This is a genomic window from Halalkalibacter akibai JCM 9157 (assembly GCF_000513135.1).
Classification (GTDB): Bacteria; Bacillota; Bacilli; order Bacillales; family Bacillaceae_D; genus Halalkalibacter; species Halalkalibacter akibai.
In genome coordinates this window covers 61,738-86,065 of record NZ_BAUV01000015.1, presented here as the reverse complement: position 1 = coordinate 86,065, position 24,328 = coordinate 61,738, and the positions used below count along the sequence as shown (strand labels likewise).

Here is a 24,328-nt window from a genome sequence, read left to right as displayed (position 1 = left end):
AAAGGTGACACAAGTAATACTTGTGCCACCTGGATGTACTCTATTTTATCAATAATAATCTATGATAAACTTTTATAATTACCGTGTTTAATTACTGTACGAAACTTACTTCCATCTTTCGTATGGATATTGTTGAATTCAACTGCTACTGTGTTGTTATAAACGTTGATGATACTTCCTTCCTCACCCTTGTATTCACCGTCTAAAACTTTCACTTTTTCTCCTATCTCAATGATAGTCCTTCATTTTCTGTTGTTTCTGCCATAATTACACCCCGACTTTCATAATAAAACGAACCTTATACCAAAGCAACGATTCTAGATTTTATTGCTTTAATTTAATCTTATCAAACTCCATAAAGGTATCCAAGTACTAAAATAGACTAAAATGAAGTTAGAATAGAATGAATTTTAATGCAAATCTTTCGGTTTTACATATTTACCATAATCAGGAATGGCGATTTGATCAAAATGGTTTGAAAGTTTTTGTAAATTACTTTTTAGTAATTCTCCTTCCATTGGGAGCCCATGTCCTGTTATAGCTACCGCCGGGTTTAATTGTTCTAATTTTCTTACAGAGTTCCACGCTGCGGTCCAATCTGGTGTAAGATACCTTGGTGGACCACTAATTTCTTGTTCTTGAGTAAGAACAGAATACAAAGATTCCTGTTTTACTGTTACAAACGCATCACCTGCTATTAGTGAGCGATCTGCTTCTCTAAAAAAAGACACATGTCCAGGAGTATGCCCAGGAGTATGGATCCAGTGAAAAGCAGGTAAGAATGGAATGGTTCCATCTGCAGGAAGTGCTTGGACCTGTTCACCTAGATTAATCGGTTCATTAGGAAACAAGGACGATATCTTAGCTATTAATCCACCCTCTACAGTTGGATCAGGATCTGGGTAACTCTTAATGCCTGTTAGATAAGGCAGTTCTAACTCATGTGCAAAAACAGGTACATTCCAATGCTTAACTAACTCCAGTATTGCACCAACGTGATCAAAATGCCCATGAGTAAGGATAATTGCTTTTGGACGGCTACTTGAGCCAAAACGTTTTTCTGTAGCAGTAATGATTTCATTAGCGGAACCTGGCATTCCGGCATCAACCAATAAAAAATCCTTAGTGTCTGGATTCCCAATAAGCGATATATTAACTATCTTTACATTATAGCAATATAAATCAGGTAGTACTTCTAAACCAATTCCACTAGTAGCGGATGTTGTTGGAATATATTTATAATCGTCGCCATATGACATTGTATCCAAATGTATTTCCTCTTCTCTTCTAGATTCAACTACACATTAATAATATCAACAAACTTCTGCATATTATGTTACCAATAAAAAATATTGTAGGTAAATCAAGTTAGTTTTGGATTTGGTACAAGGTCAATAAGCAAAACCATTCTAGTTCGTCTTCAATTGCCTTACAAGAGATTCTGATTCCCGAAATTTCTCGTCTGCCAACCAAAATGTTGCAATAATTTCTTCTAAATGACTATTATCTCCGAAGGTAAGAGTTGTTTCGGCTAACTGAAATGCCTCTTTCACATCATTAATTCCTTCTTCGTAAGTTGAGTGTACAACGCTATATTTAGTTGGAACTTCTTTTTGATTGCTAAACGCACTTAGCCAACCAATTAATTGTTTCCGGTAATCGTCATGATCAGCTTTCCATATTTCAGTATCATTGAATTCAACTAAATGATCTATTAGCTGAATCAGATTTTCTTTAACTTGTTCATTAGTATATATAAAAAAATGATAGTAATTATCTTCAAGTGATTCTCCGTCTATTTGCTCATCATGAACATTTCCTTCTAATTTATCTAAGATTGCTGCTTCATGGTTGTAAGAAAATGATCTAATTAAGAGAAGCAATACAATAACTAGGAGAGCTGTTAAACTTACGTGAGTTAATTTAAACATAATGGTCACTCCTAAATAAATGAACTTGACCTACATTATTATATAAATCAACTGGTTTGTATACGTTTTATTACTTGAATCTTTACCGAACTTTTTCCAAAGTTGCATTGCACAAATTAAAGACCAAATCATGAAGATTTGGTCTTTGATAATTACGGTTTTAATCATGGAAATTTGTACCGTCAGTAGTTGCTTTAATAACACCTACACGTACAACGAAATCTCCAAAATGTTCGTTTTCTTCGCGCTCTTTTGCATAGCGTGAAAGTAAAACATTTAACTCACTTAAGATTTCAGCCTCGCCAATATTTTCGCGATACATTTTACTTAACCGGCTTCCGTCAAAAGCAGCCCCAAGATACATATTGTATTTACCAGGTGCTTTTCCAATGAAACCAATTTCAGCTAATGTAGGACGCGCACAGCTGTTCGGACAGCCTGTCATACGAATGGTAATTTCTTTATCACGCAGACCATTCTCATCAACAATAGCATCAATTTTATCAATCATTTCTGGTAAATAACGCTCTGCTTCAGCCATTGCTAACCCACATGTTGGTAAGGCAACACAAGCAAGAGAACTTCTACGAATCGCGGAGTAATGCTTGCCATCCGTTAACCCGTATTGTTCGATAAGTTCATTAATTTTTTTCTTCTTCTGACTAGAAACATCAGCAATGACTAGGTTTTGATTTGCTGTTAAACGAAAATCACCTGTATGAATTTTTGCAATTTCACGAAGTCCAGTCATTAATTTATAATCTTCTAAATCAGTAATACGACCACCTTGAACAAATAGAGTAAAGTGCCATTTACCTTTGACTCCCTTAACCCAGCCGTAACGGTCTCCATTATGGTCAAAATGGAAAGGTTTCGCCTCTTCTAAGCTCCAACCTAAGCGGTTTTCAAGTTCAGCTTTTACGGTGTCAAGACCAAGTCTATCTACTGTGTATTTGAAGCGCGCGTTTTTACGTTCAGAGCGATTACCGTAATCACGTTGAATCATGATAATTTTTTCTGCAACGTCATAAATTTGTTCCGGTTTACAGAAACCAATTACTTTTCCTAGTTGTGGATAGGTTTCTTTATCACCGTGAGACATTCCCATGCCGCCACCAATAGTAATATTAAATCCTTTAAGTTTGTTGTCTTTGACAATGGCAATATAGCCAAGGTCTTGTGAGAAGATATCAACATCATTTGATGGCGGTACCGCTACCCCAATTTTAAATTTACGAGGCAAATATAAAGCACCGTACATAGGTTCTACTTCTTCAACATCAGGTGTTCCTGCAACTTTTTCTTCATCTAACCATAGTTCATGATAAGCTCTTGTACGTGGAAGTAAATCGTCACTTAATAGCTTAGACCATTTAAATACTTCAGCGTGTACCTCTGATTGGTCAGGGTTCGGGTTACACATGACATTTCGGTTAACGTCTCCACAGGCAGCAATGGTATCAAGAAGAGAAGCATGAATTTCTTGGATCGTCTTCTTCATATTCCATTTTAAAATCCCGTGCATTTGAAACGCTTGTCTTGTCGTAAGCTTTAATGTTCCGTTTCCGTACTTTTGAGCCAGTTCATCCATCACAAGCCACTGTTCTGGTGTAGAAACCCCACCAGGAGTACGAACACGAAGCATAAATTGATAAGCTGGTTCAAGCTTTTGTTTTTGACGTTCATTACGAAGATCTCTATCGTCTTGTAAGTAGCTACCATGGAATTTCATTAGACGATTGTCATCATCTGAGATCCCTGAGCTAAGACGATCTAACATAGTTTCAGCAAGTGTGCCACGTAAGTAATCACTCTCTTCTTTAATACGCTCTACATCACTTGGTGGTCCCTCTGGTGCCTTTAATAGTTCTTTAGCCATTTTATGAATAAACTCCTTTCACTTCAAAAATCAATATACATCACGTTGGTAACGTTTTTGTTGCTGCATTGCTGCAAGATACTCTTTTGCTTGATCTTGACTCATATTTCCTTCTTTTTCAATAATTGCAAGAAGAGTAGTATGAACATCATGTGCCATATGTTTTTCGTCGCCGCAAATGTATACTGCTGCTCCTTTTTGAAGCCAGTCGAACAATTCTTTACTTTGTTCCATCATACGATGTTGTACATATACTTTTTCATCTGTGTCACGAGAAAACGCAACATCCATCTTTGTTAAAATGCCGTCTTTAATCCACTTTTGCCATTCAATTTGATACAAGAAATCTGTAACGAAATGTTGGTCACCGAAGAATAACCAAGATGGACCTTCAGCGCCGATTTCTTCACGTTCTTGCATAAATGAACGGAAAGGCGCAATACCAGTACCAGGTCCTACCATAATAACTGGTGTTTCTGGGTTTTCTGGTAACTTGAAGTTTTGATTATGTTGAATGAAAACAGGTAGTGTGTCTCCTGGCGCAAGACGCTCTGCACATAAAATCGAGCATACGCCGTTTCTTTCCCGTCCATGAGAGTCATAACGGACCGCACCAATTGTTAAATGCACTTCTTCTGGATTTGCCGATAAGCTACTTGCAATAGAATATAGACGTGGTGGCATTTTCCGAAGAAGTGAAACAAATTCTTGTGCAGAGTTACCCCAAGCACTAAAATCACGTACTAAGTCAAGAACATCACGGCCATCAATATATTCTTTTACTTTCTCACTACCTGATGCTACTAACTGTTGCAGTTCTGTATTTCCTGAAAGATTTGCAACTTGTTCAAGTATTGGTTTGGTTATAACCGTGATCTCATACTGAGATGTTAGAGCTTCTTTAAGAGTTAGTTGATCCCCTTGTTTATTAACCGTTACCTTTTCATCAGCACTCCAGTTTAATTCCTTTAATAGGTTTTCAACGAGAGTAGGATCATTTGTTGGGTATACCCCAAGGCTATCACCAGGCTCAAATGTCAAACCTGATCCTTCTAAAGATAGTTCAAGGTGTCTAGTTTCTTTATTAGAGCCTCGACCATTTAAGTTTAAGTTTTCAAGTACTTCTGCGTTAAAAGGATTTGATCTAGAATAAACTGATTCACCTACTTGTGTAACCGCCACATCATTGGAGCTTGTTGTAGTTCCAGATTGACCTGCGTTACTTAAGCTTGATAAAACACCTGCTAACCATTCTGCTGCTGGTTCTTCAAAATCAAGATCACAATCAACACGTGTTGTAAGTCTTGTTCCACCTAGTGCCTCTAGTCGTTCATCGAATTCTTTCCCTGTATGACAGAAGAACTCATAAGAGCTATCGCCTAAAGAGAGTACGGAGAAACGTAAATTTTCAAGTTTAGGAGCTCGTCTGCCATGAAGGAATTCATGGAATGACAAGGCATTATCAGGTGGCTCTCCTTCACCGTGTGTACTTACTACAATTAATAGATTCTCAACCTTTTTTAAATTGTTTGGTTTAAAATCATTCATTGAAGAAACCTTCACCTGAAAACCATTAGCATCAAGTGTCTTACCAGCGTTTTCAGCAAGACGTTGAGCATTACCAGTTTGCGATCCGTAGAGAATTGTTACTTCTTTAGATACGGTTTGCTCTGTAGGTTGAGGAGCAGCCTCTACTACTTTTTCTTCTTGTATAACAGAAGAAGGTGCTGCTGATGCTGATTGGGTTGCAGCTAAATACCCGCACAACCAAACTTTTTGAGACTCTGTCAATGTTGGCAGAAGTCTATTAAGGAGCTCTGCCTGCTCCTGATTAAACGGACTGTTCATTACTTGAAGTTGCAACAAAATCCACCTCACAAAGGAATATAACTTAGATTGCCATTATTATAATGACGGAATACCAATATAAAATGTTATTCTTCTTCATTTAATAATTGATAAATTAATCGTAGCGATATACTCTGAATTAGTCAAATTGTTTTTAATGATACTAATCATTTAAAATCCTGATTATTGATTTTTAAGGAAGAATTAAGATATATGAAAATTGAATGATGTTTTGTTTACTGTGTTACAATAATTTAAATCTTTTTACATAAACTCAACTCTTCATATAGATTATGTTATAGTATCGGTAGAGATTTGAAGAAAAGGAGGTACCCCCTCTATGGCTGTTTATTTAGATGAACTATATAACTCTGCAAAAGACGTTTTTGAGATGATGGGTGAATTCATCGGCTCAAACACGTTTTTTATCGCGATAAATGATGGAAAAGTTAATCGAGTTGTTCAAACCTTTAATAAAAAGACAAGCTTAGTTGATAATGAAACTATAGTGAATTTTCAAGATAGCTACTGAAGTCTGATGATTAATAGCGGTCGGGAACCGCTAGCAATTGTTGATTTGACGAAACATCCTCTCACCAAAGAGATGGAGTTGACAAAACACTTCAAAAGTTATCTAGGAACCCCTATCATGAAACGAGATGGTTCTGTTATTGGTACGTTATGCGCGATTGATGCTGTCCCTTATGATTTTTCAGAAAAAGAAATTAAAATGATTCAGACGATGTCGTACTATCTTTCCAACTTAATTGAGCTAGATGAAGAAATAGAACAAAAAAAACAAGCAGAAGAATTGGTTAGTGCTCATAATCTCATCTTAACTGAGATTGCTCAAGGGCAATCTATTTCAAGGGTTTTAAATGATATTTGCCTAAAAGTTGAACAAATTGTAAAAGGGGTTCGTTGTACAATATTAAAATTCAATCACAGCACAAACAATCTTCAACTAATTTCTGCCCCTTCTCTATCTAATGAATTCAAAGACAAACTTGGAGTCATTCCGGTCGACCGAAACGAGGGTTCTTGTGGGGCCGCTGCATTTAATAAAGAAATGGTGAATGTCCCAAATATAAATGAAAATCCGATGTGGGTACGTTATAAAGAAATCGTACTAAAAGAAGGATTTCAAGCTTGTATTTCATTTCCTATCTTCTCTTCAAAAGGTGATTTATTAGGTACATTTGCGATTTATTACCCAAAAGAAAAACATCTACTTGACAGTGAAATTAAGTTTTTTCAACAATTTTCAAGTCTTGCTTCTATTGCGTTAGAAAAGAAAGCAAATGAAGATAAAATACATTTTATTGCCTATCATGACGAACTAACGAAATTACCTAATCGTTTACATTTTAAAGAGCAAGTAGCGTTAGCTTTTAATCAGGCTATGCTAAATGCTGGTACAGTAGCTCTTATGATTTTAGATTTGGATAACTTTAAAACAATTAATGATTCCTATGGGCATTTATATGGTGATGAAGTATTAAAGGAACTATCTTTCAGGTTAAGCAACTGTATTCTGGATAAAGGAATGGTAGCTAGATGGGGTGGCGACGAATTTGTTCTTGTATTTAATAATGCGAGTGACCCATTTCTAGAGGAGTTATCAAAACAAATAATTGAGGAGATTAGCAAACCCGTTTCTTTTCAAGGAGTAGAATTGTGTGTAACAACAAGTATTGGTATTTCGCGTTTCCCAACAGATGGAACCACACTATCTGATTTATTAAAGTTTGCTGATTATGCCATGTATCAGGCTAAGGACAATGGTAAGAATAACTTTGCTTTTTACACATCCAGATCCTACTAACTATTAAAGAGAGCTGTTGAATCCACGTCAACAGCTCTCTTTAAGGTTCATTACCACATACTTTGTTAATGTATTGTTTAGCGAAATTATCTGCAGCTTTTTCATGTGGGATATTTCTATATTTTTTCTTTTCTTCCGTCGTATCACCATGAACCATTTTTTCAATATATCTTTCGTAATGATATTCTCCTTTATCAAAATAGTCCAATATACGGTCTTTTTTGGTTTGACCGTTTCCTCCTATTAGCGCATGGATATAGTGACCAACTTCATGCAAGAGGATAAAGGAAGCATATTCAAAGCAGGTTGTCCTTTTCTTCTTTAAATCAATTAAATATTCTTTGTTTTGAAAGTCCTCTGTAACAGACATTATATTGATATAAATGACTGGATCGAATGTTGATGTATCATCAATGGCTAATTCACCAGGGAAGTTAATTGGTTCATCCGAAAGATAAAAAGTAATGTCTTTGACGGCATTTTTAAATATAGAGGATTGCAACCATTTAATTGTTGCGTAAATACCTTCGAGCCCATGATGTGCATGTTTACGACAAATATTAAAATTTGATTTTAGATACTCTTCCTTCTCATACATAAAATGAAACGACTCAATGATTTTCACAGCGCCCTCCTTTAAACGATTACTTCCTTTAATCGTATTCAAAATTAAATAGTAAAGAACGGTGTGTGATTATTTGCTACTGACATTCATGTTAAATACGTTTAACCATAAAAGAACCTTCTCCTGCTACATGAAATTATAACTCAGTGCGAACATCCCATAATTCAGGGAAAAATCGTTGGTCTAAAACCTTTTTCAAATAAGCAACTCCGGAAGAACCGCCAGTGCCTTTTTTAAACCCGATAATTCGTTCAACGGTTTTCATATGACGGTAACGCCATTGATGAAAGCTATCTTCTATATCAATTAGTTTTTCAGCTAATTGATATAATTCCCAGTAACGCTCAACATTTTGATACACGGTTAACCACGCTTGCTTAACAGCTTCACTCTCTTCATAAGGTTTGGAATAATCACTAGAACCCTTCTTAATATCAAACCCTGCTCTTATCAATGCTCTTATAGAAGCATCATAAATACTTGGCTTTTGCAAAGCCAGTTTGAGTTTATTTTTAATTTCAGGTTCTTTTTCATAAATCTGTAAAATGGAACTTGTTTTATATCCAAAAGCAAACTCAATTAAGCGATGTTGGTAAGATTGGAAACCAGATGCCCTCCCAAGCGAATCTCGAAATTGTAGATACTCTGCAGGCGTTAATGTTGAAAGCACATCCCACGTTTGAATCATTTGTGTTTGAGTTCTAGATACACGTGCCAAACATTTGTAAGATGCTAGTAGCTCATTTTCTTCAATACAATCTATAGCTGCATTTAGTTCGTGTAAGATAAGTTTCATCCATAATTCACTCACTTGATGAATTATGATAAATAACATCTCATCATGATTTTCAGAAAGCCTATTTTGATTAGTAAGAATAGCATCTAGTTTTAAATACTCAGCATAGGTCATATTTTTAATGAAGTCAGTATGAATCCCTTGTTCAATTTCTATTTTATTATTGTCTTGGTCATTTCTTTTCGCCATCTTAACCTCCGACTTACAAACGCATTAGTAAGCGTTTACAATGTTTGATTACCTAATTAGAACTTCCTGTCTTCTTTTGAACCATTTCTTCTAATTTTTTTTTACATAAAGCCACTGTATCTTCATCGTTCCTTTGTAAGGCTTCATACAAATCCATTAACAAATAATCAATTTCTTTTTGAATTATAAACTCATTTTTCTTTTCTAAGTAATCTTTGTCTATTTCTACAGGAATCAGATCCTGAGCCGTTGAAGATAGCAGCTTTTTTGTTTTAATATTTTTTATTCCAAGTTTATGCTTTCTAGCTTCAAATAAAAGTTGATTAAATAAAAGAGCAAATGTTTTTTCGCTTGTTGTCAATTCTTGTATCGACAAATACACTTTACTTTCCCTCTCGGTAAAAGGTAGCTCATATTCATTTTCTCCGTATATGATTAGGACTCGTGATTTATGTTTTCGTACCCATTTGTAGTCATAGGTTTCTCTAACATTTTTCAAGAAAACATAAATCATGGATAAGGAAACCTCTAAATGGATATTTGAAAAACGGGCAAAAAACGTCATCAACTCACCTCTTTCATTTTTTATAAAACCCTTCATTCATACAGTTTTATGATTAATTTTAGCGATCTAATCCATTATTTAATCTGTATACTAATCAGTGCCTATAGGAAACTTATGAATAGGTTTAACCGACCTATTATATCTATATAAAAAAGGAGAAATATTATGACTCAATCCAAACGACAAGAAGACAGGCAATTCAGACAACGTAAAGAATCACAAAATCCCCATGGTAAAATCAAGTCATTGAAGCAATTATCAGAAGAAGATAAAAGATAAATGGTAAGAAACCAAAAAAGGGTTATCCCATAAGGCCTGATCTTGACCTTTTGGAATAACCCCGAAGTTATTTATTGAGTTGAATTGGCAATCTCGAGGAGACCTTCTACACTGTACATTTCATTCTGCTGTGGATTTCCACCGATTAAGTAACCAAAACCATTCTTTTTAAAAGCAAGACTACGTAAATGAACACTGTTTTCTCTATAGAAGGCCTTACTCTGATCATTTAACGTAATAACTTTGTCACTTTCGGTTAAATGCTTATCAAGCTTTGATTCAGGATACATAATGTAAAAAACAAAATCTTGTTGCTGGTTATCAATAACTGATAAGTAATGTATTTGTAGATCTCCTTCATTGCTGATTTTTCCTAATTGGTAGCTCGGAGTAAAAGGTAACTTAGACGGAAGACTTACCTCTCTCTGAACTTGCTGTTCAAATTCAGAAATGGCCTGATCTAATGGCATATAATTATTTGCCTTAATAAATTCTTTAATCTGATCTTCCTCTAGAGAATCTGCATGTACTTCAAGACTGAAAATAGTCGCAATGGTTATGAAAAAGACTAGAAACATAGATAGACTGAGTTTTCTCATAATAATACCCCCAATTTCATCCAACTACATTTATTATGCTTTTTCTTTCATTTTATTATTCATGGGACAACCAGTTCACTATCCTTGCATATGAAGTTCCTGCTCAAGTTCTTTTACCCTTTGAACAGTTCGTTATATTTATGTATGGTTAGTAAAAGCAACAAAAAAAGCAGATCTCATAGAGATCCGCTTTTGGTTACTTATGCTTTTTGCACATTAGTTGCTTGAGGTCCGCGTTGACCTTCTTCTATGTCAAAAGTAACTTCTTGACCTTCGTCTAATGATTTGTAACCTTCTCCTTGAATTGCAGAGAAGTGAACGAAAACATCGTCGCCACCCTCTCTTTCAATGAAACCAAAACCTTTTTCACCATTAAACCATTTAACTTTTCCACGTTCCATTTGTTGTTTCCTCCTAGCGTGTATCTTAAAATCTTGCCTTCCTATTATGAACCGATTTGAATGATTCTAAACGGAACTTTTAATTTTTCTTCCCACTTTGTTTTATAAAAGGTAATACATCTCTTTTTCTCTGCACATTCTAATGAATGAATCCAAATAGATTGAGGTGCAAAATGACCAATTTAAAAATGACGGCCTCAGAAATAGGTATTCTCTGGTCTCAATATATTCAGAACAGTATGTCCATGCAGATAACTAGATACTTTGTAGAAATTGTGGAAGATGAAGAAATTAAAAACGTACTGGATCAAACACTTAGTTATATTGAGAAAGTAAAGCTTGAGATCGAACGTCTATTTAATGAAGAGCAAATACCGATTCCAGCCGGATTCTCAGAAAGTGATGTTAATTTAACAGCACCTAAATTATACACGGACCCCTTTATGCTGTCTTTTATTGAAATGTTTAGTAAATCTGGAACATTAGCTTATAGTGTATCTTTAGGTGGATGCACAAGGAAAGATATAAGGAGTTTTTTGACTAATACCGTCCACGATCTCACAAAATTGTTTAATATGACAGTAGAAATTGGATTATTAAAAGGTAGCTATACAAGTCCTCCTACTATAACACCCCCAAGTGAAGTGGAATATGTTAATGGAAAGTCCTATTTTACAAATGGGCTAAATCCTTTTAATAAACGTACATTAAATAGTGTTGAGATCTTTCATCTATTCGAAAACCTTAAAGCTAATATTCTCGGCTCTCAGTTTTGTACAAGCTTTGCTCAAACAACGGATAATAAACAAATTCAATCTTTTTTTACTGATGGGAAGAACATTGGTACGAAACATGTTAAAGTGTTTTCCGATAAATTAATCCAATCGGAGATTCAACCTCCCACTTCTCATGATCATGGTATAACGGAGTCTACAACACGTGTTTTTTCCGATAAATTAATGATGTTCTTAAAAAGTGTTCTTACATCCACAAGTCAAGGAAATTATAGTACAGCGTCTACTGCGAGTATGAGGTATGACTTAGTAGCAGATTACCAGAGGTTAGCTATAGAAGTAGCCTTATATGCAAAAGATGGTTTAGATATCATGCTCAAGAATCATTGGCTTGAAGAGCCCCCACAAGCAACAAACCGTAAAGAATTACTAAATAAAAAATGATAACACTCTTGCATCCAAACCAAAAAAGAGACTGTCTCAAAGGTAATTTACCTAGAGAAACATTCTCTTTTTTGTTCTATTATTTTAAGCCGCTCACAAATGTTTCGACATTATGCTTCATCATAAGAATATACGTTTCAGCACCACTTCCTTCTGGTCCAACTGCATCAGTGTATACTTCTCCGGCAATGTTTACGCCAGTGTCTAAAGATATGGTTTGCATATATCTTTTATCAACAGTCGTCTCTACAAATAAGCTAGGAATCTGTTGATCATTAACAAGATCAATCACCCGTCCTACTTGGCCAGGAGTTCCTTCTTCTTGAGAGTTAATATCCCAAACGCCCTCTGTTTGAAAGCCATAAGATGCTCCGAAGTATTTAAAGGCGTTTTCTGTTACAACAATAAAGCGATTTTCATTAGGAACGGATTCAATCATTTCATTGATCCAAGCTTCTAAGCCATCTAATTCTTTTAAATATTGCTCAGCATTTGATCGATATTCGCTCTCACCTGATGGATCTCGTTCAATGAGGTCATTTAATATATTATTCACATAAGTTTTAACATTTTCAATAGCTAACCAAGCATGAGGATCCTCTTCATTGTTCCCTTCTAACATAATTGGCGTTATGCCGTCACTAACTGCAACAACAGGAATTTCCCCGACATTCGCAACTAACTTTTCAAGCCATTCTTCCAAATTTAGCCCATTAACATAAAAAACATCTGAATCACTAACTTTTTGAAAGTCACTAGGTACTGGTTCATATTCATGAGGCTCTTCACCAATTGGAACTAAGTATTCAACAGTTCCTCTGTTTCCGATAATCTCTCCTGCAATATCTCCTAAAATAGAGAAGCTAGTGATGATGGTTAGCCCCTCTTTTTCTACTGCTTCAGAAGGGTTTATGTGAGTTTCTTCAGAACTACAGCCTACTAAAACAAAAACACTAAAAATCACCAGAAACCATTTCTTTCTATTTAACATAATAAGTCTCCTTTCCTTGTCTTCTTTATATTTGATTTGTCTAATAAACTTGCACAAGGTAAACTTTTTGATTAAAAAAATAAAAGTTTCACTAAGGCAACATTTATATTGTTCCATATTTTTATGAATTTGTCTATATATTTTGACTCTATGACTAGTAGAAAAAGATTGATTTTTGAAAAATATGTATAAGTACCTCTGAAAAAGGCAAAAAAGGAATTGAATCATGATTATTAGGGAGGTACTTATATGAATCACTTAAAAGAAAGTTATCACTTATTAGCAACTTTTAAGCAGCCTAACCATTTGTATTTAGCTAGTCACTCAAACGATTATCACTACTTTTGGATTAGAGATGCTGTTTACATGTCTCTCCCTTACCTTGATAAAGATTGTCCGACATTTACTGATACAATGAGAGCGATATTAGATGTGTTTCTTCGTTACGAGTGGAAAATAGATATACATACGAGTCAAAGACCGCAAGCGATGTATGAATATATACATGCTAGATATTGTCCCGATGGATTTGAAATACATGAGCAAGAATGGGGGCATGCCCAGCACGATATGATTGGAGCCTTTCTATTTGCAATTGGAACAGGGATGTATAAATATAAGAAGAACATTTTTCGTAATGAAAGAGATCATAACATTGTACAAAAACTAGTTCTTTATTTGATGTGTTGTAGGTATTGGGAGGATGAAGACAATGGCATGTGGAAGAAGACAGAGAAATTCATGCTAGTAGCATTGGTGCATGCGTAGCTGGCCTAAAAGCGGTTCAACCCATTGTCTTTGTTCCGCAAGAAGCTATTGAGTACGGTCAGTCATCCTTAGATTCTTTATTTCCTAGAGAAAGCTGGAGCAAAGAGGTTGATCTTGCGCAGTTAAGCTTAATCTATCCTTATCAGATCTATCAAGGTGATAAAGCTAAAATAATATTAGAAAATGTTGAAAGACATTTGTTACGAACAAACGGAGTAATTCGATATCAGGGAGACAGCTATTATTCTAAACTTGAAAAGGATTATGGCAGACATCAAGACCGTACTTTTTACTACGGAACGGAAGCTGAGTGGACTTTTGGATTACCATGGCTGTCTCTTTGTTATCAAGTTTTAAATGATGACAATCGTTCTACGTTTTATCTATCTAGAACAAAGGAAGCAATGTTAGAAGAAGCGATTCTACCAGAAGCTTATTTTGCAGAAACAAAAGAACCTAATCCAAATACACCACTCGGTTGGTCAAGTGCGATGTATATTTTAGCAGAAGAAAAACGAGGTTACGCATCTGCGTAACCTCGTTCTTTCAAAAGATCTTGCTGTGATGAAGTTGTTGGACTGCTTTGTGGAGGATATTCTTATCTTGAACGAGAGAAATACGTATATATCCTTCTCCCCTTTGTCCGAAAGCCACTCCAGGTGTTGTAACAACCCCGGTCTCATCTATTAATTTATAAGCGAACTCTGTTGACGTATAACCCGATGGAACTTTTGCCCAAACAAACATTGAAGCTCGCGGTGGTTGCACGGTCCATCCTAGTGCATTCAGACCATTAACAAGAACATCTCTTCTATCTTTATAAACTTCTCTGAGTTCATTACTAAAATGGGAGGATTTCGATAACGCACTTACAGCAGCTTTTTGTATAGGAAGAAATACTCCATAATCAAGATTTGACTTGAGCCGTTTTAAGCCTTCAATAACTAATGAATTTCCAGTAACATAACCAATCCTAGCTCCAGCCATATTAAAGCTTTTCGAGAGTGAATTAAATTCAATACCAACTTCTTTTGCTCCTTCAATTGATAAGAAACTAATCGGTCTTTCTGAATAATATAATTCAGAATAAGCAAAGTCATGAAGAACAATTATATTGTGTTCGCGTGCAAACTGAATGACTTGTTGGAAGAACTCTTTGGTGGCCATTGCTGGTACTGGATTACCTGGATAATTTAAGATCATTAATTTGGCGCGTTGCCGAATCTCAGTTGGGATTGCTTGCAAATCAGGCAAAAAATGATTTTCTTCTAGCAAAGGCATTGGATAAGGAGTCGCCTCTGTTAAAGCAATTCCAGCGGCATAAGCTGTGTAACCTGGGTCGGGTACTAACACAACATCTCCTGCATTTGCAAGAACTAAAGGTAAATGAACTAAACCATCTTGTGATCCCATAACAGTCAGTACTTCACTCTCAGGATCAAGAATAACCTGGTCATTTTGCTTAGAATAGTTAATAATAGCCTGATGTAATTCAGATGTTCCAGCTAATGAATAACGATATGATTTCGGATCTAATGCTGATAAGCTGAGTTGTTCCATCACATGTTTAGGAGGAGGAAGATCCGGACTACCAATACTTAAATCAAACACTTCTATTCCTTGTTTTATTTTTTGTTGTTTATAGGATGCTAGCTCATTGAAGATACTAGTTTGAAAAAAATCCATTTTAGTTGAAAATAATTTAGACATATAGCTACCTCACTGTAGTTTTTTTTATTATAACAAGAAATTTGCCACGATAAGACATTAATCTTTTATTTATAGATGATTGCTTATAGTGTTCTTGTTGATAAAAAAAACTTTCAGCTATTTAACCTAGCTGAAAGTTTTTTTAGGCAGATAACTACACAGGAGCAATTTCGTTGTTAGTGAGAAATAAGTTAATTTCCTTTTCATTAAGCCCGTTGTGTAGGATAGGTCCCTGAATTGTATCACAGTTTATGTTTTTTAACATGTTCACCTGTTCTAATGATTCAACGCCGTCTGCTATAACAGAATATTGTAAGCTGTGGCCAACAGCAATTATGGCTTTAATCAGATTATAATTGAAGGAGTTACCTCCAATATCTTTACTTATATTTGCATCAATTTTAACTGAATCTATTGAAAGTTCTTTAAGCAATGTTAACGATGTTGAGGCTGCTCCAAATTGATTTAAAACTAATAAAACACCCATCCTTTTTAAAGATTGTAAAATAGGGTTGAGAAAACTTTTATGTTTTATAATGGTTGTCTCTGTAAGTTCTAGACCAAGTTGATTAGGTAGAACATTAAACTCTTTTAACCAGTTATCAACATTTTGAATAAAGTCATGTTGTAATAATAGATTAATAGAGATTGAAATCGAAATGGGAATAAAAGAACCGCTACTAGAGAAGGTTTCAATTTTTCTACATAAGGTCTTTAGTGCCCATTTGCCAATAACATTAGACAACCCCATTTTATCAGCATAGGGAAGGAAATCTATCGCTTGTAAAGGACCGAATGTAGAATGGTTCCAAATAATCCGAGCTTCCAAACCACAAACCTCATTTGTTTCTAGGTTTAGTTTAGGATGATAGCAAAGTTCAAATTCATCATTTTCAATCGCTTTCCTTAATCTTGTTTCTATTCTAAGTTTTTTGAACAGATCGTCTTCTTCTTGTTGATGATAGAAACAAAACTGATTGCCACCTTTTTGTTTTGCACTATACATAGCAATATCAGCCTGCTTAATTAGGTCTTCAACTGTTCGGGTATGTTCAGCATATATGCTAATGCCAACACTTGGGGCAACGTATATTTCGTTGCCATTAATAATCAAAGAAGAAGATAATGCTTTTAAAATAGCTTTAGCGTAATGGACCACGTCATCTATTTCAGAATACGGAAAAGCAAATGTAAACTCATCCCCACTTTGTCTAGAAACTACCACATCTTTATATGGAAGGTGCAATAAGCGCTTAGCTACCTCAATTAATACTTGATCGCCGAAAGAATGTCCGAATGTATCATTTAGTAATTTAAATCGGTCTAAATCTAAGAACAAGACTGCGAACGCTTGATCTTGCGTAACCAGGTGATCTAGAGCTCGTTTGAAATTTATTCGATTAGGTAATTTAGTTAAAGAATCGTGATAGGCAATCTGTTTGAATTGCGCTTCACTCCTACGTAACTTCATTTCTAATGATTTTATTTTTGTTATATCGTTTCTAATCGCCACGTATTGGTAAACACGTCCGTTTTCATCTAAGGATGGAACAATAGTTGTATCTACCCAATAGAGTGAACCATCTTTTGCTCTATTTTGTATTTCGCCTTTCCAAATATGGCCACCAGAAATCGTCTGCCACATCTCGTTAAAAAAAAGCTTTGAATGATATCCAGAATTGATAACTCTATGAGTTTGGCCGATCAGCTCTTGAGCTTGATACTGAGAGATCTCACAAAATTTATCATTTACATACGTAATAACACCAGCAATGTCAGTGATTGCCAGGATTGATGATTGATCTAGTGCGTATTTTATTTCTGTTAACTCGTGATTGACTTTATTATAGTTGGCTTGCACAATAAACACCTCAAATGAATCAGCATTTTATGACTTCATTAAAAAAACTACTCTATGAATAGAGTAGATAGGATATCGAATGAAACATATACATGCCCATACATTCGGTAACCCAGCCGTCCTAGTCATTTGACCTTAGACCTGTGACTTTGCGTCTCTACTTTTCAATAGATTTGCCTTTTCTTTATTCTGAAATTAGGTATAAAGATTTATTGTTTTGTTTATTTTATGATAAGATGAGGACTAAACTCACAATTTTATGATAACCTAGTCTAGTTTTTCCAACAAGCCCCAACTCTTCGTCAAATTATGACATGAACTGAAACAAAGGAGATAGAAATGAAAATCATTGTTTTATCTGATACTCATATCCCGACAAAAGCAAAGAAATTGCCTGAACGCTTGCTTTTCGAATTACCAACTGCAGACTTAATCATACACGCAGGAGACTGGCAAACAAAAGCAGTATATAAGGAGTTATCACTTTATGCAGAGGTCAAAGGTGTGTATGGAAATGTGGATGGAGATGAAATCAAGGAGTTATTTTCAGATAAAATTATAGTTCAGTGTAATCAATGGAAAATTGGAGTTATCCACGGACATGGCACTAAACAAACAACTGAAAAACGGGCGATCTCTGCGTTTTTAGAGGATAACGTTGATTGTATCATTTATGGACACTCTCATATCCCTGTTTTGAAAAAGGTAGATAATATTCTTTTATTTAATCCTGGTTCTGCCACTGATAAAAGAAGACAAAAATGCTACTCGTTTGGCATCTTAACGGTTAATCAAACAATTGAAGCTGAGCATGTGTTTTATGAAGATAAATTATAAAGAAAAGGGTTGTTTCAGCCTGTTTTTGACTGGAACACCCCTAAGTGATGAGCAGAATCGCTACGTCTTAGTGAACAAAAGTTTTCAACCTCAGTAGTTAAATCTCAATATCCACGCCAATACTATCAACTCGACCATTTTCTCTTATGTAAGCAGCTACTGCTTGGTGCTCAGCGTTCTCAACATAGGCGTCAAGAGCGGCACGGTTCTCAAAACGAACCATTAACACAACTTGATATTCCTTGCTTTTTTCAGCAAAGTTTAAACCCGCTTGAAGATCCACAATCCCTTTTAAATGGCTTTCTAGTGCTTTAAAGCGTGTGACAACTTCTTGTAGTTGCTCCTCAGTAGTTGTTTCAGCAAACTTAACTAATACGGTACGTTGAATCATTAAAATGCCTTCTTTCTAATTATTTACTTACTACGACTTTATTTTAGCTTAATAGTGTAAAAAGATGCAATTGAATCGCATATTATCATTTGAAAAATAAAAAACAAGCTATTATTCCTGCTAATAACTTGTTTTTAAATAGTACAGATTTCAACTGGACAATCTCCACATTTCAAGAATTCTTTTAAGTAGTTTAGATCATGAATTACGATCATATTGTTTTCGTAAGAAATGATTTGATCTTTCTTTAGTTCGCTCATCATTCGGTTAACGCCTTCGCGAGTGGTACCTATATAATTAGCTATTTCATGATTAGTTAAGTTTACGTTTATGAGTACTCCGTCTGGATGATTTTCGCCGTAAGAATTACTAAAACGAATTAAAGTCGAGTAGAGGCCGCCTTTTTTCCCACATAAAATTAAATCTCTAAATTTTGATTGCGTCGATTGATTGTGAATCGACGACCATTTCATATAAGCAACAGCCATTTCTCCATTTTCCTCAAACAGTTTCTCAATCACACTTCTATCATATCTCATTAAAACAGCATCTTCTATAGCCGTAGCAGTCACGCTTAAAGGCAAACCGTTAAACAACCCAGATTCTCCAACAAGCTCATCTTTTTGATTTAAATTAACTGCGAACTCCTTCCCGTCAGCTGTTAACTTACTAAGTCTGATAAGACCTGATAAGATTAAATAAATAGATTGAGACTCTTCACCTTCTGAAAATAAAATGGTTCCTGAATCCACAGTCATTTTCTGACCTTTGTTTAAAAATAAGCTCTTACTCTCCTCGGAAAGCATATCAAAAAAGCGTGAGATTTTTAATTCTTGTTTTTTCAACGTATCACAACCCCGTAATCGTATTCTTCATATATAGTTTACTCATGATTAATTGATTTATCATTGTTACTATCATATTCCGAATACAAGTAAAAAGCCAGCTTATCAAGCTGACTTTTTGGTCCATTATAATAAACTATTTATATTCTAACCGTCTCCATTGAAGTAATGTCAGGAGTGCAACGACAGATGAAACAATGGCGATCACTGTATATTTAAAAACCAACTCAAACTCATGTCCTAGATAAGCTTCAATCGTCCATTGTAACATAACGACATTTAAAGCTAACGCCAGGAAAATGATGATCCAACAAGTCCTTTTAGCCATGACGAATCTTCCTTCCGACGGCGTAAACTACTTCGTTTTGTACTTCTAGTTCAATTAATGGCAATTCTCTTTGCGGAGGGCCAGCAAGAGGATGGCCATTATTTAAGTCAAAATAACCCTTATGACATGGACATAATAATACTTCACTTTCTTTTTCGTAAAACACTGGACACATTAAATGAGTACAGGCACTATTATATGCTTTTAACTCACCCGCCTTTGTATGAACTAATAAAGCCGGATCATTCTCTGTTGGATAGTTAAATGTGACTGACGAGCCAGGTGGTAAAGAATCTAGTTTAACAATTTCAACAAGTTCTTTTTCATCTTCAAAATCACCGAGAAATGCTTTAACTGAAAACGGCAATGTAGAAAGGCCTAATGCAACAGTTGCCCCTACAGCAGTCTTAAGAAAAGCTCTTCTATTAAATTTCAAATCATCAAAACGGTTCACATTTTCCGTCAATTGAATCATGTCATCCTGACTCTTTGGTTTGTTGCGTTTTGGACATTTGTTTTCTTCGTTCATCGTGCATCCTCCCTTCTAGTCTGAATAAACTCCAAAAAATTCAGGTACATACTTCCATTTATCTTGCTCACTTGGTTTCTTTCCTTCAATTAAATTCATTTGTGTACGTCTTCTTCTTAATGATTGCATTTCTTCAAAATCAATGAAGCGAATGGCATCACTCGGGCAAACAGATGCACACATCGGTGCAATATCATATTTAGAACGGTCATAACACATATCGCATTTATACATCTTGTTTTCTTCAAAATCGAATTTAGGAATCCCAAATGGACAGGCAAATGTACAGTTGCGACAACCGATGCACTTTTCATCCATTGCTGATAACACGACACCCTCCTCTGTGATTTGAATGGCATTTGCAGGACAAACTCTAGCGCAAGCCGGGTCTTTACACTGCATACACATCATTGGAAATGTTTGTCTGCTTTCAGTAAAATCAATGTATTCTACATAATTTCGTTCTTTTGCGTCATGATCGCCGCACTCTCGGCAGGCTGCCTGACAGGCTCGACAGCCAATACAACGCTCAAATTCTAGATACATAATCTTGTTCATAGATGGTTCCCCCAAAAGAATCGTTTTAGATTTTTTCTATTTTAACCGTACATACTTTAAATTCAGGCATTCTTGAAACCGGATCTAATGCTGGGTTCGTTAAAAGGTTTGCAGCTAACTCTTTACCCCAATGATAAGGAATAAAAAGGGTATCTGTACGAATGGCCTTTGTTATTCTAGCTTCAACTTCCATTGAAGACCTTGGCGTTGTAACTTTTACTATTTCTTTATTTGAAATGTTATACTGACTTGCAAGTTCAGGGTGAATCTCAATATATGGAACAGGACATTGTTGCATCAAGAAGTCAACTCGTCTTGTTTGATTACCAGATAGATAATGGTAGACAACTCGCCCTGTTGTTAAGATGAGCGGAAATTCTTTTGTTGGTGTTTCACCAGCTCCGCCCAATCAACAGCTGCTAAATTTGCCTTGCCATCTTCTGTGCCAAATTTTTCTTTAAACATAGTTGGTGTTCCAGGGTGATCCTCAGATGGGCATGGCCAGAACACACCATCTTCCTTATCAATGCGCTCCCATGTAATTCCGTGATAATCTGCTTTACCACCTTTTGAAGCGATTCTTAGTTCTTCAAATATTTGTCTCGGATTCTCGTATTGAAAATATGAGCCTTTCCCCATTCTTGCGGCAATATCACACATGATCTCCCAATCGGTCTTTGACTCTCCTATTGGTTCTGTAACCTTACGAACGCGAATGACACGGCCTTCTAAATTTGTTGTTGTACCTTCATCCTCCGCCCAAGTGGTTGTTGGTAGGACAACATCGGCAAATTCGGCTGTTTCAGATAAGAAGAAGTCACTAACAACTAAGAAATCTAATTTCTTAAACCCGCTCCAGATATATTCTAAATTTGGTGCCGATACAGCTGGGTTGCTACACATTACGTGCATTGCCCGAATGTTCCCCTTATGAATTTCATCAAACATTTCATAAGCTGAAACACCTGCTTTAGGCATTTCTTCCGGTTGAATGCCCCAAACTCCTGCAATATATTTAACATGGTCTGGGTTGTCAATTTTACGATAGCCAGGAAGTGCATCTGCTTTTTGGCCATGTTCCCGACCACCTTGCCCATTTCCTTGTCCCGTAATCGTTGCGATACCTGATGCAAACTTACCTACTTGGCCTCTTAATAGAGCCATAGAAGTATAGAGTGAAACGTTATCTACTCCTTTATTTTGTTGTTCTATTCCGCGGCAAAAAGTAACGATCGAACGTGGTGACTCACCATAAATAGAAGCGGCTTTGATGATTTTTTCAATAGAGACACCTGTAATTTCCGATGTATAGGCTGGTGTGAATTTTTCAACCATCGCTTCTAACTCTTCATAGTTATTACAACGGGTTTGAACAAACTCTTTATCGACTTGATTATTTTTAATAATAAGATGCATCAAACCGTTAGCTAATGCAGAATCGGTCCCTGGTTTTAAATCTAAATGAACGTCAGCGACGCGAGCAGTCGGTGTTTCTCTTGGATCGGCAACGATTAATTTAGCTCCTTTATCTTTCGCCTTCCATAACCATTGAATCATGGTCGGGTGACATTCAGCCGTATTGGAACCAGCCATAAATAGACAATCGGTATGTTCAAACTCAGGTAAAGGTAAGCTCGATCCACGGTCAACTCCTAATGTTTTCATAAATCCTCCAGCAGCTGAAGACATACAGAAGCGACCATTATAATCTAGGAATCTTGTTCCAAGTCCAACCCGCGCATATTTTCCAACCAAGTAGCACTTTTCATTCGTCATTGATACACCGCCAAAAACGCTAACAGCATCTTTTCCGTGGTCTTTTTGTAATTTTTTAAAATTTTTCTCGATTAAATCGTAAGCTTCTTTCCAGCTTGATTCTACGAATTTTCCATTCTTCTTTATAAGAGGTTTTAAAATACGGTCTTTATGATTAACCGTTTGATACGCTGTTACTCCTTTTGGACACATCTTGCCTAAAGTTACTGGCCAGTCGTATCTCGGCTCAACTCCAACGACTTTATTTGTTTTTTCATTCACTCTAATGTGCATGCCACATTGCATTCCACAGTAACAACAGTGTGTTGTAATTAATTTTTCACCTGGTTTTTGTAAATTTTTCACGCCATCTTTTACTAGAAAGTCACTCATTTATTTCTCCCCCGTCTTCTTATAGTAGGAATCGTCTCTTTTTTGACCAAACCCAGGAATATGAATTCCGTTATTTGTTTGAATAGGTCTATTTGGTGAAGGCAAATTCGATGGAATGTTTAATTGCTTCATTACCCTAATTCTTCTTCGGCAACTTGGGCAATAGTCTGCTAAATAGGAACCGTCTGCTAGCTGAAGATCAAAGCTTTGTGCCCCAAGAATTTCTTTCACGTCATCTATTTGATCGTCATTGCTGTATGGTGTTTCGCAAGATTTACACTCTCTTGTATCAACCCCTACGACTTCTTGGTAGTTCATCGGTACAGCCGTTGCAAGAGGCCGAACAGGTAGATGAAATAGTTTACCAAATGGGAAATAGACTAAGAAAATGACTACTGTAATTTGATGAATTAAGGCAAGATAGGAATGCATCCATCCACCCAATAATTTATAAGAAACGGTTAGTAACAATCCTGAAACGGTTACCCAAAGCAAAATATATAAAGGTAACAAGTCAAATTCGACACGCTGAGTAACTTTGACATCTTGATTTCTTGACCGTCTAATAAGGGCCATTGTCACACCGACTAAGACCATCATGGCCGTAATATTTAATCCTTCATATACCAGTTGAGCAAATAAGCCGTTTGCAGCCATCGTTATAGTCGGAATTCCCATTACTACCATTTGATAAGTCTCAGGATCAATTAGTTTAAAATGCATCCACCCAAAAGTTAAACCGAACGTAATTGCAAATGATCCGATACAGCCCCAGGCAATTAGCCAGTGCATAATGCCACGATAGATACCACGTTTAAAAATAAACTTTTGTAAGATAATGTTGTCAATAATTGTTTTTACAATCGCTTTCCAATTTCTTTTTACTCTCTTTCTTTTCTTCATGTTGGCGAAACTTCTTTTTAATACTTGATGAGTTGCTGGACGTACGGCCCATGCGCACATGCGAATTGTCATCCCAATTGCAAATACGAATGATGATATTAAATATCCGAAAAGCATTATATCTACGTGTGAAAACTGTCCCGTTCCGATCCACATTAAAAAAATTAATATCATTACAATCCCAAATGAATACATGCTTGCTTTTGAATAAAAAGATCTTTCAATCTGATTCATTTTGCCACTCCTTACTTTCTTGTTGAACTTGTTAAACACATTGTAAGATTGTCTTCCAAAGAAAACTGTGACGTTGCTCACACTATTTATATTTCAAATCTCTAAGTCAC

At 35.8% G+C, this 24,328-nt stretch carries 26 protein-coding genes, 1 pseudogene and 1 riboswitch; of the genes and pseudogenes, 7 read left to right on the top strand and 20 right to left on the bottom strand.

Annotation, left to right across the window (positions count from 1 at the left end):
- Positions 1-59: 59 nt before the first annotated feature.
- From JCM9157_RS24385 to JCM9157_RS10490, 5 genes are all read right to left on the bottom strand, one after another.
- Positions 60-215, bottom strand: a complete 156-nt coding sequence (locus JCM9157_RS24385) for a DUF2187 domain-containing protein (protein WP_235714896.1) — start codon at positions 213-215, stop codon at positions 60-62.
- A gap of 195 nt (positions 216-410) precedes the next feature.
- A complete protein-coding gene (locus JCM9157_RS10505; RefSeq protein WP_035664544.1) occupies positions 411-1,259 on the bottom strand; it encodes an MBL fold metallo-hydrolase in 849 nt (282 codons plus the stop codon).
- Positions 1,260-1,409: 150 nt separating this feature from the next.
- Positions 1,410-1,931: a hypothetical protein gene (locus tag JCM9157_RS10500; RefSeq protein ID WP_035664517.1), complete on the bottom strand. Its 522-nt coding sequence runs from the start codon at positions 1,929-1,931 to the stop codon at positions 1,410-1,412.
- Positions 1,932-2,091: 160 nt separating this feature from the next.
- Positions 2,092-3,810 carry an assimilatory sulfite reductase (NADPH) hemoprotein subunit gene (cysI, locus tag JCM9157_RS10495; RefSeq protein WP_035664515.1) on the bottom strand — a complete coding sequence of 573 codons (1,719 nt, stop codon included), beginning with the start codon at positions 3,808-3,810 and terminating at the stop codon, positions 2,092-2,094.
- A gap of 30 nt (positions 3,811-3,840) precedes the next feature.
- Positions 3,841-5,673, bottom strand: a complete 1,833-nt coding sequence (locus tag JCM9157_RS10490; RefSeq protein ID WP_035664513.1) for an assimilatory sulfite reductase (NADPH) flavoprotein subunit — start codon at positions 5,671-5,673, stop codon at positions 3,841-3,843.
- A 325-nt stretch (positions 5,674-5,998) separates the two neighbouring features.
- On the opposite strand from JCM9157_RS10490, the gene JCM9157_RS10485 reads away from it, so the two are divergent.
- Positions 5,999-6,190, top strand: a complete 192-nt coding sequence (locus tag JCM9157_RS10485; protein ID WP_035664512.1) for a hypothetical protein — start codon at positions 5,999-6,001, stop codon at positions 6,188-6,190.
- Between the two features lie 6 nt (positions 6,191-6,196).
- Positions 6,197-7,483: a sensor domain-containing diguanylate cyclase gene (locus tag JCM9157_RS10480; protein ID WP_035664509.1), complete on the top strand. Its 1,287-nt coding sequence runs from the start codon at positions 6,197-6,199 to the stop codon at positions 7,481-7,483.
- 40 nt (positions 7,484-7,523) lie between these two features.
- Here JCM9157_RS10480 and JCM9157_RS10475 read toward each other — a convergent pair whose 3' ends face one another.
- The 3 genes from JCM9157_RS10475 to JCM9157_RS10465 all read right to left on the bottom strand — a co-directional run bounded on the left by JCM9157_RS10475 (position 7,524) and on the right by JCM9157_RS10465 (position 9,658).
- Positions 7,524-8,108 (bottom strand): hypothetical protein, encoded by a 585-nt coding sequence (locus JCM9157_RS10475; RefSeq protein WP_035664506.1) that lies wholly within the window; start codon positions 8,106-8,108, stop codon positions 7,524-7,526.
- Between the two features lie 136 nt (positions 8,109-8,244).
- A complete protein-coding gene (gene kynA, locus JCM9157_RS10470) occupies positions 8,245-9,093 on the bottom strand; it encodes a tryptophan 2,3-dioxygenase (protein WP_035664504.1) in 849 nt (282 codons plus the stop codon).
- A gap of 52 nt (positions 9,094-9,145) precedes the next feature.
- Positions 9,146-9,658 (bottom strand): YkzI domain-containing protein, encoded by a 513-nt coding sequence (locus tag JCM9157_RS10465; RefSeq protein WP_035664503.1) that lies wholly within the window; start codon positions 9,656-9,658, stop codon positions 9,146-9,148.
- A gap of 165 nt (positions 9,659-9,823) precedes the next feature.
- On the opposite strand from JCM9157_RS10465, the gene JCM9157_RS25295 reads away from it, so the two are divergent.
- Positions 9,824-9,937 carry a DUF6254 family protein gene (locus JCM9157_RS25295; RefSeq protein WP_235714893.1) on the top strand — a complete coding sequence of 38 codons (114 nt, stop codon included), beginning with the start codon at positions 9,824-9,826 and terminating at the stop codon, positions 9,935-9,937.
- Between the two features lie 71 nt (positions 9,938-10,008).
- Here the strand turns inward: JCM9157_RS25295 and JCM9157_RS10460 are convergent, their stop codons facing one another.
- Both JCM9157_RS10460 and JCM9157_RS10455 read right to left on the bottom strand, forming a co-directional pair.
- A complete protein-coding gene (locus JCM9157_RS10460) occupies positions 10,009-10,536 on the bottom strand; it encodes a hypothetical protein (protein WP_035664502.1) in 528 nt (175 codons plus the stop codon).
- A 200-nt stretch (positions 10,537-10,736) separates the two neighbouring features.
- On the bottom strand, positions 10,737-10,937 hold the full coding sequence (locus JCM9157_RS10455; RefSeq protein ID WP_035664500.1) for a cold-shock protein: 201 nt from the start codon (positions 10,935-10,937) through the stop codon (positions 10,737-10,739).
- A 173-nt stretch (positions 10,938-11,110) separates the two neighbouring features.
- Between JCM9157_RS10455 and JCM9157_RS10450 the strand changes: the two genes are divergently transcribed.
- Entirely contained in the window at positions 11,111-12,115 is a 1,005-nt protein-coding gene (locus JCM9157_RS10450) for a DUF3231 family protein (protein WP_035664497.1), read from the top strand.
- 79 nt (positions 12,116-12,194) lie between these two features.
- On the opposite strand, the gene JCM9157_RS10445 is transcribed toward JCM9157_RS10450, so the two are convergent.
- A complete protein-coding gene (locus JCM9157_RS10445; RefSeq protein ID WP_035664495.1) occupies positions 12,195-13,106 on the bottom strand; it encodes a metal ABC transporter substrate-binding protein in 912 nt (303 codons plus the stop codon).
- Positions 13,107-13,355: 249 nt separating this feature from the next.
- Here JCM9157_RS10445 and JCM9157_RS26060 point away from each other — a divergent pair, with 249 nt between their 5' ends.
- Both JCM9157_RS26060 and JCM9157_RS26055 read left to right on the top strand, forming a co-directional pair.
- A complete protein-coding gene (locus JCM9157_RS26060) occupies positions 13,356-13,874 on the top strand; it encodes a glycoside hydrolase family 15 protein (RefSeq protein WP_369384724.1) in 519 nt (172 codons plus the stop codon).
- The gene (locus JCM9157_RS26055; RefSeq protein WP_369384723.1) at positions 13,826-14,410 is read left to right on the top strand and encodes a hypothetical protein; all 585 of its coding nucleotides are present in this window, start codon (positions 13,826-13,828) and stop codon (positions 14,408-14,410) included. The genes JCM9157_RS26060 and JCM9157_RS26055 overlap by 49 nt, the downstream gene beginning before the upstream one ends.
- A gap of 10 nt (positions 14,411-14,420) precedes the next feature.
- On the opposite strand, the gene JCM9157_RS10435 is transcribed toward JCM9157_RS26055, so the two are convergent.
- Positions 14,421-15,584 (bottom strand): LL-diaminopimelate aminotransferase, encoded by a 1,164-nt coding sequence (locus tag JCM9157_RS10435; protein WP_035664493.1) that lies wholly within the window; start codon positions 15,582-15,584, stop codon positions 14,421-14,423.
- Positions 15,585-15,738: 154 nt separating this feature from the next.
- Positions 15,739-17,445: a putative bifunctional diguanylate cyclase/phosphodiesterase gene (locus JCM9157_RS10430; protein WP_052013081.1), complete on the bottom strand. Its 1,707-nt coding sequence runs from the start codon at positions 17,443-17,445 to the stop codon at positions 15,739-15,741.
- Positions 17,446-17,548: 103 nt separating this feature from the next.
- Positions 17,549-17,633: riboswitch (cyclic di-GMP riboswitch) on the bottom strand.
- A 151-nt stretch (positions 17,634-17,784) separates the two neighbouring features.
- Here JCM9157_RS10430 and JCM9157_RS10425 point away from each other — a divergent pair.
- A complete protein-coding gene (locus tag JCM9157_RS10425) occupies positions 17,785-18,282 on the top strand; it encodes a metallophosphoesterase family protein (RefSeq protein WP_035664492.1) in 498 nt (165 codons plus the stop codon).
- Between the two features lie 97 nt (positions 18,283-18,379).
- On the opposite strand, the gene JCM9157_RS10420 is transcribed toward JCM9157_RS10425, so the two are convergent.
- From JCM9157_RS10420 to JCM9157_RS10390, 7 genes and pseudogenes are all read right to left on the bottom strand, one after another.
- Positions 18,380-18,673, bottom strand: a complete 294-nt coding sequence (locus tag JCM9157_RS10420) for a Dabb family protein (protein WP_035664489.1) — start codon at positions 18,671-18,673, stop codon at positions 18,380-18,382.
- 134 nt (positions 18,674-18,807) lie between these two features.
- Positions 18,808-19,518, bottom strand: coding sequence for a Crp/Fnr family transcriptional regulator (locus JCM9157_RS10415; protein ID WP_052013080.1), 711 nt, complete (start codon positions 19,516-19,518; stop codon positions 18,808-18,810).
- 136 nt (positions 19,519-19,654) lie between these two features.
- A complete protein-coding gene (locus tag JCM9157_RS10410) occupies positions 19,655-19,846 on the bottom strand; it encodes a hypothetical protein (protein ID WP_035664487.1) in 192 nt (63 codons plus the stop codon).
- Positions 19,839-20,375, bottom strand: a complete 537-nt coding sequence (locus JCM9157_RS10405; protein WP_035664485.1) for a QcrA and Rieske domain-containing protein — start codon at positions 20,373-20,375, stop codon at positions 19,839-19,841. Before JCM9157_RS10405 ends, JCM9157_RS10410 begins: the two co-directional genes overlap by 8 nt.
- A 15-nt stretch (positions 20,376-20,390) precedes the next feature.
- Positions 20,391-20,933 (bottom strand): 4Fe-4S dicluster domain-containing protein, encoded by a 543-nt coding sequence (locus JCM9157_RS10400; protein ID WP_035664484.1) that lies wholly within the window; start codon positions 20,931-20,933, stop codon positions 20,391-20,393.
- 25 nt (positions 20,934-20,958) lie between these two features.
- A pseudogene (gene fdhF, locus JCM9157_RS10395) lies at positions 20,959-23,081 on the bottom strand (formate dehydrogenase subunit alpha).
- Positions 23,082-24,218, bottom strand: coding sequence for an MFS transporter (locus tag JCM9157_RS10390; protein WP_035664483.1), 1,137 nt, complete (start codon positions 24,216-24,218; stop codon positions 23,082-23,084). It lies immediately after the preceding pseudogene.
- Positions 24,219-24,328: the final 110 nt, after the last annotated feature.